Annotated in this window: 8 protein-coding genes; 7 read left to right on the top strand and 1 reads right to left on the bottom strand. The window is 64.6% G+C overall.

All coding sequences use genetic code 11. The features are described from left to right. Positions 1-642 (bottom strand): Tar ligand binding domain-containing protein (locus tag PHW99_RS07745; RefSeq protein ID WP_300175394.1); only part of this gene is annotated, 642 nt, incomplete at its 3' end. Between the two features lie 210 nt (positions 643-852). On the opposite strand from PHW99_RS07745, the gene PHW99_RS07740 reads away from it, so the two are divergent. The 7 genes from PHW99_RS07740 to PHW99_RS07710 form a co-directional block, all read left to right on the top strand. After that, a complete protein-coding gene (locus PHW99_RS07740) occupies positions 853-2010 on the top strand; it encodes a patatin-like phospholipase family protein (RefSeq protein ID WP_300175392.1) in 1158 nt (385 codons plus the stop codon). Positions 2011-2040: 30 nt separating this feature from the next. After that, positions 2041-5421 carry an EAL domain-containing protein gene (locus PHW99_RS07735; RefSeq protein WP_300175390.1) on the top strand — a complete coding sequence of 1127 codons (3381 nt, stop codon included), beginning with the start codon at positions 2041-2043 and terminating at the stop codon, positions 5419-5421. Next, positions 5405-7822: a DNA internalization-related competence protein ComEC/Rec2 gene (locus tag PHW99_RS07730; protein ID WP_300175388.1), complete on the top strand. Its 2418-nt coding sequence runs from the start codon at positions 5405-5407 to the stop codon at positions 7820-7822. The genes PHW99_RS07735 and PHW99_RS07730 overlap by 17 nt, the downstream gene beginning before the upstream one ends. Positions 7823-7884: 62 nt before the next feature. Then, a complete protein-coding gene (locus PHW99_RS07725; protein ID WP_300175386.1) occupies positions 7885-9399 on the top strand; it encodes a circularly permuted type 2 ATP-grasp protein in 1515 nt (504 codons plus the stop codon). Between the two features lie 49 nt (positions 9400-9448). After that, entirely contained in the window at positions 9449-10408 is a 960-nt protein-coding gene (locus PHW99_RS07720) for an alpha-E domain-containing protein (RefSeq protein ID WP_300175384.1), read from the top strand. A gap of 17 nt (positions 10409-10425) precedes the next feature. After that, the gene (locus PHW99_RS07715) at positions 10426-13638 is read left to right on the top strand and encodes an EAL domain-containing protein (RefSeq protein ID WP_300175382.1); all 3213 of its coding nucleotides are present in this window, start codon (positions 10426-10428) and stop codon (positions 13636-13638) included. A gap of 58 nt (positions 13639-13696) precedes the next feature. Continuing rightward, positions 13697-14562 (top strand): HDOD domain-containing protein (locus PHW99_RS07710; protein WP_300175380.1); only part of this gene is annotated, 866 nt, incomplete at its 3' end.

Genomic DNA, 14562 nt, shown 5'->3' with positions numbered 1-14562 from the left:
GGTAATGCTTCGCAGCAGTGCCACCCCGAAGGCGAGGGAGAACAACAAACCAAGCACGATGGACACAATCGAGATATTGCGGATGGTGTGAAACTGGGCACTCTCCGCCTCAAAGTTGGCCTTGGCTTCATCCAGGTTGAATTTCAGCATGGCATCCGACTGCTCGCGCGCGGCATCAAAGGTGGGACGGATCACCTCGACCACCAGGCGATGGGCCTCCTTGTAGTCGTTGGCACGCAGGGCCGCCAGGGTCGGGGTCACACCTTCCTTGATATGGCGGTTGAGCTTGTCGTCAAGGCCCTTGGCCATCCTGGCTTCATCCGGGGGCATGGGCGTAGCCATGTAGGTGGTCCAGACTTTGGAGATCTGGGCGAGGTTGGCCTCCACCTCGGAGACACTTTTGCCGCTGCGTTCGGCGGTCTGCTCGATCACCGCATTGGCAATCACCAGCCGATTGCGCAAGGTCAGGTAACGCAGTTCGCTGATCTGGGCAACTTGGCTCACGGGGCCGTTGTACATCTTGTCCAGTGCATCGTCACTTTGGGTCATGCCGTACAGACCAAAGCCGCCAATGAGTACCAGCAGCAGTCCCATGACGGTGATCAGAGTGGCCAAGCGGGTAGAGATTTTCAGTTGGTTCACAGCGTTTCCTTCACGACATCAGTTGGATGCCAGACATGATAACCGGCACATGGTTTGCAACGCCCCTGGTTTGTCCATCAAAATACATTCAAAATAGGGTCGTCCAGACTCGCTTCGAGTTGCCCGCTTGTTCATCGCCAGAAGACCTTCAAACATGTCTGGTTTTTCCTTGTCCTTTCGATGCTGTGGGTGTGTCATGAGGCAGCCGTCATGAAAGCCCTGCGCCTGTATGCCGGCCCGACAGCGCTGACCCATTTGCACCGTCACGGCCTGCAAAGCCAGCACATCGGCGCAGTGGCTGCGGCGGCCGGCGGCCCCAAGGGCCTGATCCTCGGGCCGCTGGACCGCTTCATTTTTGGCCAGTGGTTGCCCCAGTCCAGCCAGCGTGTGGACCTGGTGGGCGCCTCGATTGGCGCCTGGCGCATGGCCACCGCCTGCCTGCCGGACCCGGTGGCGGCCTTGCAGCGGCTGGAGCACGATTACATCCACCAGGACTACCCCCTGCTGCCCGGTGAAACCCGGCCACCACCCGAACGTGTCAGCGCCCTGTTCGGGCAGAACCTGCAGGCCTTTTACCGCGGCCAGATCAGCCAGCTGCTGCAGCACCCGCGTTACCGTCTGCATGTGCTGACCTCGCATGGGCGCGGTCTGCTGGCGCGTGAACAGGGCTGGCGCACGGCGCTCGGTTATGGCGGTGCATTTTTGAGCAATCTGCTGGCACGCCGGGCGCTCGGCGCCTGGCTGGAACGGGTGGTGTTTTCCAGCCCGATGCCGACGGCACCGGCGCAACTGAGCCGCCTGCCGTTTGACAGCCGTGACTACCCGACGCACCAGGTGGGCCTGACCGAGGGCAATTTCCAGGCCGCCTTGCAGGCCAGTTGTTCGATCCCGTTTGTGCTGCGGGCCGTGCATGACATTGCCGGGGCACCCGACGGTGCCTACTGGGACGGTGGGGTGACCGACTATCACCTGCACCTGAATTGGTCGAATGCTATCGAAAAAGTAGCTATAGAGGGAGATTCCACCCGGGCTGGAGGCCAAAAATGCTCACAAGAGCCGGCGAATCTGGTGTTGTACCCGCATTTCCAGCAAAGTGTGGTGCCCGGCTGGCTGGACAAACACCTGCGCTGGCGCCACCCGGCCACCCCCTTCCTGGACAACATGCTGCTGCTGGCCCCAGACCCGGATTGGGTCAGGACCCTGCCCCATGGCAAGCTGCCCGATCGCACCGATTTCACCCATTACGGTGCCGACCTGGCCGGGCGCGTCAAGGCCTGGACCACCGCGGTGGCCGCCAGCACGCAGCTGGCCGACGAGTTGGCTGCCTGGCTGGCGCGACCCGATCTGTCGCAGGTTCGCACGCTCTGATGCCGCCGGCCGTTTCAACCTGCCATCCCCATGACCCAGCTTCAACCCACCGGCCAGCCCCTGCGCCAGTTCATGCTGCGCCGCGCAGGGGTGCTGGTGGTGGTGACGACCCTGCTGGTGGCGGCTGGTTTTGTCGGCTTGGGCCTGCTGCCGATGGCGCAGCGTATTGCCCGCGACCAGTTTGATGCCACGGTGTCGCGGGTGCAGGTGGACCTCAACGAGGTGTTCATGCCACCGCAGCGGCTGCTGAGCATGGGGCGTGGCTGGCTCAACGGCGCAGCACCTGATCTGGCCTCGCCGCAGGCCTTCAACCAGGTGTTCCAGCCGGTGCTGCGCACCCTGCCACAGCTGACCTCGGTGGTGGCAGGCACGTCTGCCGGCCAGGGCTGGCTGCTGCTCAAGCAAAGTGACGGTTCCTGGCGCAATCGCATGACGGACATTCCCCAATGGGGCCCGCGGCGGCACTGGTTGATCGACCATCGGCCCGATGGCACGCTGGCCACCCGTTGGGGTGATCAGTTGTATGACCCGCGTCTGCGGCCCTGGTACCTGGGGGCACAGTCGCTGCTGTCGGAGCAGGCGGTTTACTGGACCGCGCCTTACAGCCTGTTCACCACCGGTGACCCCGGTATCACCGCCTCGTCGCGCTGGCGGCTGGCCGACGGCCGCGACTTTGTGCTGGGAGTGGACCTGACCCTGCGTGACCTGTCGCGCGCCACCATGCAGGCCAAGGTGAGCACGCATGGCCTGGCGCTGGTGGTCAGTGACGATCTTCGGGTGCTGGCGCTGCCGTCTGCGCCCGCTGGCATGGCCGAAGCAGACTGGCACCAACAGGTGCTCAAACCTGCGGCTGAACTCGGGTTGACCGCGTTGCGTGACGGGCTGGCACGCTGGCAGCGCGCCGAGCGCCAACCTGCGGGGGCGCTGGCCTACGCGTCGGGTGGCAGCGACTGGCTGATCAGTGCGCGCGACTATCCCTTGGGACAGCAGCACCTGTGGGTGCTGGTGCTGGCTCCGGCCAGCGACTTTGCACCGGCCTGGGGGCCGATCATGCTGGCCCTTGGCCTGGCGTTGTTGCTGGCGTTGATGTTGTCGTTGTGGTTGATCCACGCCGGCACCCTGCGGCTGACGCGGCCGCTGGAGGCGCTGGCAGCGGCCAGTCAACGCATTGGCCAACTGGATTTCCAGCCCGGCCCACCGATCCACAGCAGCGTAGCCGAGGTGGCGCAACTGGCCAGCAGCCAGCAGGCCATGATCAGGCTGCTGCAGGACAACCAGCGCGAACTCGATGCTCGTGCGCAAACCCTGAGCCTGCAGGTAGCCGCACTGCAATCGACCGAACTGCGCCTGCAACAGCAAAACGACCAGCTGGCCACCATCATCGACAACTTTCCCGGCGGCGTGCTGGTGGTGGATGCCGAACTGCGGGTGGTGGCGTTCAACGCCCAGTTCCAGTCACTGCTGACCCTGCCTGACGAACTGCTGGCGCAACCGGCCCTGGGGTTTGAAGACCTGATCCGTTTTGGCGCGCAGCGTGGGGATTTCGGACCCGGTGACGTTCAGACCTTGGTGCAGCGGCGTCTGGCGCAGATTGACCAGCTGGCGGCTGTTCATGGCGAGCGCACGCTGGCCACCGGCATCACGCTGGACATTCGGGCCATGCCGCTGCCTCAGGGGGGCTTTGTTGCGTTGTATGTGGATGTGACTGCCGCCAAGCAGCACGAGCGCGAGCTGGAACACCTGGCCCATTTTGATGCACTCACCGGGTTGCCCAACCGGGTGCTGTTGGCTGACCGTCTGCGCCAGGCCATGCCACAAGTGCAGCGGCGCGGCCAGAAGCTGGTGCTGGCGTTCCTGGACCTGGATGGTTTCAAGGCCGTGAATGACCGCTACGGCCATGCGGTGGGTGACCAGCTGTTGCTGGCCGTGACCAGCCGCATGAAGCAGACCCTGCGTGACGGCGACACCCTGGCCCGCCTGGGCGGTGACGAATTTGTCGTGGTGCTGATGGATGTGGACGGGCTGGCAGCCAGCACCTCGCTGATCGAGCGTTTGTTGCTGGCCGTGGATTCACCGGCCAAGGTGGATGGGCGCATGCTGCGGGTGTCGGCCAGCATCGGCGTCACGCTGTTTCCGCAGAGCCAGGAGGTCGACGCCGAACAACTGCTGCGCCAGGCCGACCAGGCCATGTACCAGGCCAAACAGGCTGGCAAAAACCGCTATCAGGTGTTTGATGCCGAGCAGGACCGCCAGTTGCGCGGTCAGCTGGAAGAAGTGCAGCGCCTGCAGCTGGCGCTGGCCAATCAGGAGCTGGTGCTGTATTACCAGCCCAAGGTCAACATGCGCACCAGCCAGGTGGTCGGGGCCGAAGCCTTGATCCGCTGGCAGCACCCGCACTTGGGTCTGCTGGCGCCAGCGGCGTTTTTGCCGCTGATTGAAAACCACCCGCTGGCAGTCGCGGTGGGGCGTTGGGTGATCCAGACCGCCCTGACGCAGATGGTGCACTGGCTGGCTCAGGGGCTGCGCCTGACGGTCAGTGTCAACATCGGTGCCAGGCAGTTGCAGCAGGCCGGTTTTGTCGACGATCTGCGCTCGGCGCTGCAGGCGCACCCCCAGGTCCATCCGCAGGATCTGAAGCTGGAAGTGCTGGAAACCAGTGCACTGGAAGACATGGCTCATGTCACCGAGGTCATGGCCCAGTGCCGCGAGCTGGGCGTGGACTACGCGCTCGATGACTTTGGCACCGGCTACTCGTCGCTGACCTACCTCAAACGCCTGCCGGTCACCCAGCTCAAGGTGGACCAGAGTTTTGTGCGCGACATGCTCGATGACCCGGATGACCTGTCGATCCTGCTCGGGGTGCTGGACCTGGCGGCGTCATTTCACCGCCAGGTGATTGCCGAGGGCGTCGAGACCGTGGCGCATGGCCAGTTGCTGTTGCTGCTGGGCTGCGAACTGGCCCAGGGTTACGGCATCGCCCGCCCGATGCCGGCGCAGGACCTGCCCGCCTGGGTCGCCGCCTGGCCGGGTGAACCCCTGTGGCACGGCGTGGCGGCGGTGCCGCGTGGTGATCTGCCGCTGCTGTTTGCTGCAGTGGAACACCGCGCCTGGGTCGCCGCCATGGTGGCCTTCCTCAAGGGGGAAGCCGAGGCCCTGGTGCCGCTCAACAGCCAGCACTGCCATGTGGGCAAGTGGTTGTCCTCGGGGGGGCTGGCCCGGCTGGCCGGCTATGCCGCCGTGGATGAACTGGTTGACCTGCACCAGCAGGTTCACGATCTGGCGGCGTACCTGTGTGACCTCAAGGCCCAGGGGCAGACCCAGATCGTGCAGCAGCAGTTGCCGCAGCTGACGGCCTTGCGTGACGTGTTGCTGGCGCAATTGCAATTGTTGCTTCGTGAGCCCCACATTTAGACACCTGCCGTTGTGGCCAGCCTTGCTGGGCACCGTGCTGGGCAGCGCCTGGCAGTTGCAGCAGGCGGTCTTGTGGTTGGCCCCGGTTTATGCGTCTTTTGTGGCTCTAGCCCTTGTATTCATTGCACTTCTCGCTATTAAAAATGATGTCTTCAAGGGGCGGGAACTGGTGCTCATGCTGTGTTTTTCGGCGTTGGCGTTTGGCCTGACCGGGCTGCGTGCCAGCCGTTTTGCAAACACGGCGCTGGCCCCCGAGCTGCAGGGGCGTGACCTCGTGGTGCGTGGTGTGGTGGCGGCCTTGCCGCAGCCCTTTGAGGGCGGTGTGCGTTTTCGTTTTGACCCGCTGTCTGCCCAGCTGCAAGGGCAGCCGGTGGTGTTGCCGCGCCGGCTGGAGCTGGCCTGGTATTCGGGGGTGTTTGCCCGCGGCGATGGTCCGGGCGAGCTGGTGGGCGAATTGCAGCGCCAGCCGGCGCCGCTGCAGGCCGGTGAACATTGGCAGTTCACGGTGCGGCTCAAGGCGCCGCATGGCGGCATCAACCCGCACGGCTTTGACTACGAACTCTGGCAGTGGGAGCAGGGCGTGCAGGCCACCGGTTATGTGCGCGCCGGCCCGAAGGACCCGCCGCCCGAACGCCTGGCCATGGGCTGGCGCCACCCGGTCGAGTGGGCGCGCCAACAACTGCGTGAACGCATTTTTGCCCGCGTGGCCGAGCCCCAGGCCGCCGGCCTGATCGCTGCCCTGGTGGTGGGTGACCAGGGTGCGATTGAACGCGCTGACTGGGACGTGTTCCGGGCCACCGGTGTGGCGCATTTGATGAGCATCTCGGGCCTGCACATCACGCTGTTTGCCTGGCTGGCTGCGGCGTTGCTGGCCGCTGTCTGGCGCCGTTCGGCACGCCTGTGCCTGTGGCTGCCCGCGCCTAGCGCGGCGCTGATCGGTGGGGTGCTGCTGGCCGCTGCTTATGCCTTGTTCAGTGGCTGGGGTGTGCCGGCGCAGCGCACGGTATTGATGCTGGCTACGGTGGGGGCCTTGCGCCTGGCCGGTTGGCGCTGGCCCTGGCCACTGGTCTGGCTGCTGGCTTGTGCGGTGGTGGTGGTTGTGGACCCGTGGGCGCTGCTGCAAGCCGGATTCTGGCTCAGCTTTGTCGCGGTCGGCATTTTGTTTGCTACAGATTCAGGAGCTATTCAGGCAGGAAACATCCGGGCTAAAGACCGATTTCTTGCCATGTTGCGGGAGCAATGGGTGATCACCCTGGCGCTCACGCCGCTGACGCTGCTGCTGTTTGGCCAGGTGTCGCTGGTCGGGCTGGTGGCCAATGGGCTGGCCATCCCGTGGGTGACCCTGGTGCTGACGCCACTGGCCATGCTCGGCGTGCTGGTGCCGGGTCTGTGGGCGCTGGCCGGGGATGCTGCCGCGCTGCTGGCGGCGGTGCTGCGCTGGCTGGCGGCCTGGCCCTGGGCGGTGTGGTCGGTGGCCCAGGCGCCGTGGTGGGCCGGCCTGGCCGGGGTGCTGGGCGGCGGCTTGCTGGCCATGCGGCTGCCCTGGCACCTGCGGCTGTGCGGCTTGCCCTTGCTGTTGCCGGTGTTGTTGTGGCAGGCGCCGCGCCCGCCCGTGGGCCAGTTTGAGCTGCTGGCGGCAGATATTGGCCAGGGCAATGCGGTGTTGCTGCGCACCGCGCACCATGCGCTGTTGTATGACGCCGGCCCGCGTTTCAGCCGCGAGAGTGACGCCGGCCACCGCGTGCTGGTGCCACTGCTGCGCGCCCTGGGCGTGTCGCTCGACACCCTGGTGTTGAGCCACCGTGACAGTGACCACACCGGCGGTGCGGCCGCCGTGCTGATGATGCAGCCGCAGGCCACCCTGCTGAGTTCGGTGGAAGCGGACAACGCCGTGCAACTGTTACGCCCAGCCACGCCTTGTCTGGCCGGCCAGCACTGGGTCTGGGACGGGGTCAGCGTGGAGGTGCTGCACCCCCAGGCGGCTGACTACGGCATGGCACACCAGACCAATGCCCTGAGTTGTGTGCTGCGCATCAGCAACGGCCAACAGGCGGTTTTGCTGGCGGGTGACATTGAGCAGGCACAGGAAGCCCGGCTGGTGGCCACCCAGCCAGCCATGTTGCCGGCCGACGTGCTGTTGGTGCCCCACCATGGCAGCAAAACCTCCAGCAGCGCCGGTTTTCTGGCGGCCGTGCGGCCACGCATGGCTTTGGTGCAGGCGGGTTACAGAAATCGGTTTGGCCATCCGGCCGGCCCGGTTTTGGTGCGTTATGCTGAACACCATATCCCGGTGGTGGATACGCCTCATTGTGGTGCCATCACCTGGCAGTCGTGGCGCGCCAATCCGGTGCAATGCCAGCGGCAGCAGGACCTGCGTTACTGGCATCACCGGGTGCCGTGATCGCGGGTTCATGGCGGCAGCTGGCCCGAAGCTTGCTATTGATGAATGAGGAGAAGATATTCATGCAGAAATTCGACGAGATGTACACCCGTTTGCCCTATGAGTTCTTCACCCACGGGGCGCAGGTTCGCGACCATTACAAGCTCTACGACGAATGGCTGGCACGCCAGCCTGGTGACATGATGGCCAAGCGGCGCGAAGAGGCTGAGATGATCTTCCGCCGAGTCGGCATCACCTTCGCCGTCTATGGCGACAAGGACGAGGACGGCGCCGGCACCGAACGGCTGATTCCGTTTGACCTGATTCCACGCATCATCCCGGCCCATGAGTGGCGTAGCCTGGAGCGTGGCCTGACCCAACGCGTCAACGCCCTGAACCGTTTTCTGCACGACGTCTACCACGAGCAGGAGATCCTGCAAGCTGGCCTGATCCCGCGTGAGCAGATCGAGCGCAATGCCCAGTTCCGGCCCCAGATGATCGGGGTGGACGTGCCCAACCAGGTGTATTCCCACATCTCCGGCATCGACATGGTGCGCGCCCCCGACGCCGCAGGCAAAGGCGAGTACTACGTGCTGGAAGACAACCTGCGCGTGCCCTCGGGTGTGTCCTACATGCTGGAAAACCGCAAGATGATGATGCGGCTATTTCCTGACTTGTTTTCCGCCCACCGGGTGGCGCCGATTGCCCACTACCCCGATCTGTTGCTGGAAACCCTGCGCGAAAGCAGCCCGGCCACCACCGCCGAACCCACCGTGGTGGTGCTCACGCCCGGCATGTACAACAGCGCCTATTTTGAGCACGCGTTCCTGGCCCAGCAAATGGGCGTGGAGCTGGTGGAAGGGCAGGACCTGTATGTCAAGGACAACTTCTGCTACATGCGCACCACCCGCGGGCCGCAGCGGGTGGACGTGATCTACCGCCGGGTGGACGATGATTTTCTTGACCCCAAGGTGTTCCGCCCCAACTCGACCCTGGGTTGTGCCGGCCTGCTCGACGTCTACCGCGCCGGCCATGTGAGCATCTGCAACGGTGTGGGCACCGGGGTGGCCGACGACAAGTCGATCTACCCCTATGTGCCCAAGATGATCGAGTTTTACCTGGGTGAAAAGCCGATTCTCAACAACGTGCCTACCTACATGTGCCGCCACAAGGATGACCTGGCTTATGTGCTGGCCAACATGAAAGACCTGGTGGTGAAGGAAGTGCATGGTGCGGGCGGCTACGGCATGCTGGTCGGGCCGGCGGCGACCAAGGCCGAGGTGGAGACGTTCCGCCAGGCGGTGCAGGCCAACCCCACGGGTTACATCGCCCAGCCCACGCTGAGCTTGTCGAGCTGCCCGACCTTTGTGGAAAGCGGCATTGCGCCACGCCACATCGACCTGCGGCCCTATGTGCTGTCGGGCAAGACGGTGCAGATGGTGCCCGGCGGCCTGACCCGGGTGGCGCTGAAAGAGGGCTCGCTGGTCGTCAATTCGTCACAGGGCGGCGGTACAAAGGACACCTGGGTGCTGGAGGACGACCACCCCGACCAGCTGCCCGCTGCCGCGCCCGCCCAGTCGCAACGCCAGGCTGGCTGAGACCTGGCCCGCCACGTCACCACCCTCACGCCATCACAAGGGAGCCACCATGTTGTCACGCACCGCCGACCACCTGTTCTGGATGAATCGTTATACCGAGCGCGCCGAAAACACCGCCCGCCTGCTCGACGTCAATTACCAGACCTCGCTGCTGCCGCAATCGCAGGCAGTGGCGCTGGCTGGCTGGCAGGGGCTGCTGAGCATCAGCGAACTGCTGCCGGCCTACAAGCAGAAATACGCCGACATCACCGCCCGCGAGGTGATGGACTTCATGGTGAAGGACGAAAGCAACCCGTCCTCCATCCTGTCCTGCCTGAGCGCTGCGCGGGAAAACGCCCGCGCCGTGCGCGGCACCCTGACCACCGAGGTCTGGGAGACACAAAACCAGACCTGGCTGGAAGTCCGGCGCATGGTCAAGGACGGCGAGTTCGAGGCCGACCCGGGCCAGTTTTTCGAGTGGGTCAAGTTCCGCTCGCACCTGTCACGCGGGGTGACGGTGGGCACCATGCTGATGGACGAGGCGCTGCACTTCATGCGCCTGGGTACCTTCCTGGAGCGTGCCGACAACACCGCGCGCCTGGTGGATGTGAAGTTTCACGCGGTCGAGAGCGACTTTTACGGCACCGCCAACGGCAAGGACCAGGAGTACGACTTCTACCACTGGAGCGCGATCCTGCGCAGTGTCAGCGGCTTTGAGGTGTACCGCAAGGTCTACCGCGACGTGATCCGGCCCGAGCGTGTGGCCGAGCTGCTGATCCTGCGCCCGGACATGCCACGCTCCCTGCATGCCAGCCTCAATGAAGTGGTGGGCAATCTGCGCATGGTGGCCAATGACGCCTCCAGCGAAACCCAGCGCCGCGCCGGCAAATTGCGCTCCGAGCTGCAATACGGCCGCATTGACGAAATTCTCGCCACCGGCCTGCACGCCTACCTGACCCAGTTCCTGGACCGGATCAATGACCTGGGCGCCCACATCAGCCGCGACTTCCTGGTGCCCAGCCCGGTGTGACCGGCGGACCAGATCGGATGTCCGTGCCGTTCAGTCAGGTCTTCAGGGCGATCAGTGTCTGGCTGGGGCGGCTGAGTGTCAGCCGCAAGCTGATCCTGATCTACCTGCTGGACCTGACGGCGGTGATCTACATCTCGGGCATCCTGATCAACGAAAAATACCTGGCCATTGACTTTGCCCGCAAGGAAATGGTGGGGGTGGCCTACAGCAACGCGGTGCGCGACCTGCTGATGCCGCTGGTCAACACCCCGAGCCTGGCGCGGGTGGACCTGCCACAGCGGCGTGCCCAGCTTGACGAGCTGCGCGGGCGTTTGGATACCGAGCTCAAGGCCCAGGCCGACAGCCAGGCCTTTGTGAGCAGTCTGCAGGCTCCCCCGGCAGCGGCAGCCACCTGGCAGTTTTCGCCGCGGCCAGCCATCCAGAGCGCGCGCGCCCTGATCACCACGGTGGGCAACCAATCCAACCTGATCCTCGACCCGGACCTGGACAGCTACTACAACATGTCCTTGCAGGTGTTGCGGTTCCCGGAGCTGGTGGAGGTGCTGTTTGACACCGCGCAGGCGCTGCAGCGTCAGCTGCCGCCAGCTGCTGCGTCGCAGCACAGCACGGCGCTGCTGATCCTGGCCGGGCGGCTGGACGCCATCCGCCAGGGCATCCGTTCGGACTACCAGCAGGCTTATGCCGCCGGCAGCCCGGCGCTCAAGGACCAGTTGCAGGCGCGCCAACTGGTGTTGGACCAGCAGCTCGGGTTGGTGCTGGCCATGGTGCAGCGTTTTTCCGAGCAGGGGATCGTGCCGGGTGATCTGACGCTGTTCCAGTCGACCTATGGCGACACCCTGGACGCGCTCAACCTGGCCTGGGTCACCTCGGCGCAGGCGCTGCAGGGCTTGCTGGATGCGCGGGTGGCTGCCTTGTTTGCCAAGATGTGGCTGCATCTGGGCACGTCGCTGGCCTTGCTGACCGGCATTCTGGGGCTGGTGTTCATCGTGGCCCGGCTGATTGCCCGCCCGCTCAAACAGCTGGCCAGCGTCGCCGACGATGTGCGCCACAGCGGTAACTACAACCTGCGTGCCCAGTGGCACAGCCAGGACGAGATTGGTCATCTGGTGGACACCTTCAACGGCATGCTGGCGCAACTGGACCAGGACCGCCTGATCCACCAGGAGCTGGCCGCCAATGCCCGCGCGGGTCAGGCACAGCTGGAGCTGCTGGAGTCGATTCCGATTGCGATGGTGGTGACCTCGATCCCAGCCCACCAGGTGCTGCATGCCAACAGGCCGGCCCAGCCCTGGCTGGGTGGCTGCCTCACCGACCCCTGGCTGCATGGCCTGGAGCCCGGCGTGCGAGCCAGATTCTTCCAGCAGCTGGCTGATCGCGACCGGGTGGACGAGTTCGAGGTGCGCTGGCTCGGCGCGGGTGAGTCGTCCTGGGCCGTGTTGTCGGCGCGCCGCTTGAGTTTTCAGGGGCAGGACGCAGTGCTGACCACCTTCACGCCGATCAACATGCTCAAGATCATGGAACAGCGCATGGAGCTGTGGGCCAAGGTGTTTGAAGCCTCCACCGAGGGCATCATCATCATGAACGGCCAGCAGCAGGTGATCAGTGTCAACCGCGCCTATTGCCGTGCCACCTCGTATGACTATTACGAGGTGCTGGGTGAACACCTGGAGCGCCTGATGGGCGCAGGCGATGGCAGTGATGCCAGCCAGCTCGAAGAGATGACCCGGGTGATTGACCAGCGCAACGAATGGCAGGGTGAGGTGTTGCTGCGCAAACGCAGCGGCGAGACCTATCCGGCCTGGCTGATGGTCTCGGCGTTGCGGGAGTCGTCGCACCAGGAAGCGATCTCTCACTACATCTGCATTTCCATTGACATCACCGACCGCAAACGCACCGAGGCGCGGGTCAAGTTTCTGGCCCAGCATGACGTGTTGACCGAGCTGCCCAACCGGGCGCTGTGTGTCGAAACCCTCGACGCGGTGTTGTCACAGGCGCGCAGCAGCGGCGAGTGTGTGGCGGTGCTGTTCATTGACCTGGATCGCTTCAAGATCATCAACGACACCCTGGGCCATCACATTGGGGATGGGTTGTTGCAGTCGGTGGCGCAGCGCCTGCAGCAGGCGGTGCGTTCGGGCGACATGGTCAGCCGCCTCGGTGGGGATGAATTTGTGGTGATCCTGCGCGACTTGCAGGACAGCAGCCAGGCGCGCTGGCAGGCCGAGCATCGCCTGATTCCGCTGATCCGCCAGCCGCACCATGTGCACGGGCATGCGCTCAATGTGTCGTGCAGCGTCGGCATCGCGATCTACCCCAACGATGGCCATGACCTTGATGAATTGATGCGCCGCGCCGACGCCGCCATGTATGAGGCCAAGTCGGCCGGCCGCGACGCTGCGCGTGAGTTTGAGCCGTCGATCGACTGGGCCAACCGTGAGCGCCAGACGCTGGAACAGCACCTGCGGCTGGCGTTGGAGCGGGGTGAACTGTCGCTGAACTACCAACCCCAAGTGGATGCCCAGACCCAGCAAATCGTCGGTATGGAAGCCCTGCTGCGCTGGCACAGCGCCGAACTTGGTCCGATTTCGCCAGCGAGCTTCATTCCCATTGCCGAAGAAAGCGGGTTGATCCAGCCCATCGGCCGTTGGGTGATCAACGAGGCCTGCCGGCAAAAAGCCGTCTGGCAGGCGCAGGGCTATGGGGCGCTGGACATGTCGATCAACCTGTCGGCCGCCCAACTGGCCGCCCCGGACCTGGTGGCCACCGTGCGCCAGAGCATCGAGTTCCACGGCTGTGACCCGACCCGTCTGGTGCTGGAAATCACCGAATCCCACCTGATGGCAGACGCTGCCAGCGCCATTGAAAAACTAGCCGCCATCAAGGCGTTGGGCCTGCAGTTGTCGATTGACGACTTTGGCACCGGCTACTCCAGCCTGAGTTATCTGCGCCGGTTTCCGATTGATGAGCTCAAGATTGACCAGTCGTTTGTGCGCACCATGATGGACGATCCGGCGGACTTGGCCATCGTGCGCTCCATCATTGCACTGGGCCATGCGTTGTCGCTGCGCCTGGTGGCCGAAGGGGTCGAAACCCAGGCCCAGGCCGAGCAATTGCAGGCGCTGGGCTGTGATGAGTTGCAGGGATACCGTTTTTCCCGCGCCCTCAGCGCCGAGGCGATGGGCCAGTACCTGGCAGGTGGGTCCACTGTTGTAGATCAGCGGCGCACGGCGTGAAGGGTCCAATCGAAGCTTGCAGTATGTCCCGATAATGGTGTGCAGGAGAAATTCAAGCATGCCAGCCGCCGACATCAACCGCGAACTCGATCACGCCCGCGAGGCGGGGCCCGTCAAGGACATCGTCATCCCACCCTGCCCGCAGCTGTTGGTGCAGCTGCAAAACGAGCTGAACCGGCCTGACCCGGACCCGCAGGCCATTGCGGCCATTGCCGAAGAAGACGTGGCCATGACCGCGGCGCTGCTGCGCATTGCCAACAGCCCGCTGTATGCACGCCGCGAGCCGGTGAGTTCGGTGGCGCAGGCGGTGTCCATGCTCGGCGTCAAACCCACCGCCTCGGTGCTGACCGGCTTTTTGCTGCGCCACGCCATCCGCATTGACCCGTCGCTGATCGAACACTTCTGGGAATCCTCCACCCGCCGCTCCCTGGCCATGGCCCACATCGCCCGCCAGATGTACGGCGTGGATGTGGAAGTGGCCAAAACCTGCGGGCTGTTCTTTCATGTCGGCATCCCGGTCATGCTGCAAGGCCTGCGCGGCTACAGCGGCACGCTGGTCGAAGCCATGGCGCGGCAGGACCGCACCTTCATCCAGACCGAAAATGCCGCCCACCGCACCGACCACGCGGTGGTGGGCGCCATCGTGGCCAGAACCTGGCGCCTGCCGCAGGTGATTGCCCATGCGGTGCGCCTGCACCATGATTTTTCCGTGCTCAACGACTCAGGCGTCGCCATGGAAGTCCGCCATCTGGTGGCGATTGCCGCCATCGCCGATCACCTGGTGGCCAAGCACGAAGGGGTCAAGGACCAGCGCGAATGGCTGGCCCATGGGGCCGAATGTATGGCGTTTCTGCAGGTGAGTGATGCCGAGGTGGACGGCTGGGTGGATGCGCTGTACCCAGTGTTTGAGGGCGTGGTGGTGGC

This window comes from Rhodoferax sp., from assembly GCF_028689305.1.
GTDB lineage: Bacteria > Pseudomonadota > Gammaproteobacteria > Burkholderiales > Burkholderiaceae_C > Rhodoferax.
This window is presented reverse-complemented; position numbering and strand designations above follow the sequence as displayed.

Bases quoted from the DNA above. Each gene is read 5' to 3' on its own strand.
- PHW99_RS07740 (WP_300175392.1), top strand. From the start codon at position 853: ATGAAAGCCCTGCGCCTGTATGCCGGCCCGACAGCGCTGACCCATTTG.
- PHW99_RS07735 (WP_300175390.1), top strand. From the start codon at position 2,041: ATGACCCAGCTTCAACCCACCGGCCAGCCCCTGCGCCAGTTCATGCTG.
- PHW99_RS07725 (WP_300175386.1), top strand. From the start codon at position 7,885: ATGCAGAAATTCGACGAGATGTACACCCGTTTGCCCTATGAGTTCTTC.
- PHW99_RS07720 (WP_300175384.1), top strand. From the start codon at position 9,449: ATGTTGTCACGCACCGCCGACCACCTGTTCTGGATGAATCGTTATACC.
- PHW99_RS07715 (WP_300175382.1), top strand. From the start codon at position 10,426: ATGTCCGTGCCGTTCAGTCAGGTCTTCAGGGCGATCAGTGTCTGGCTG.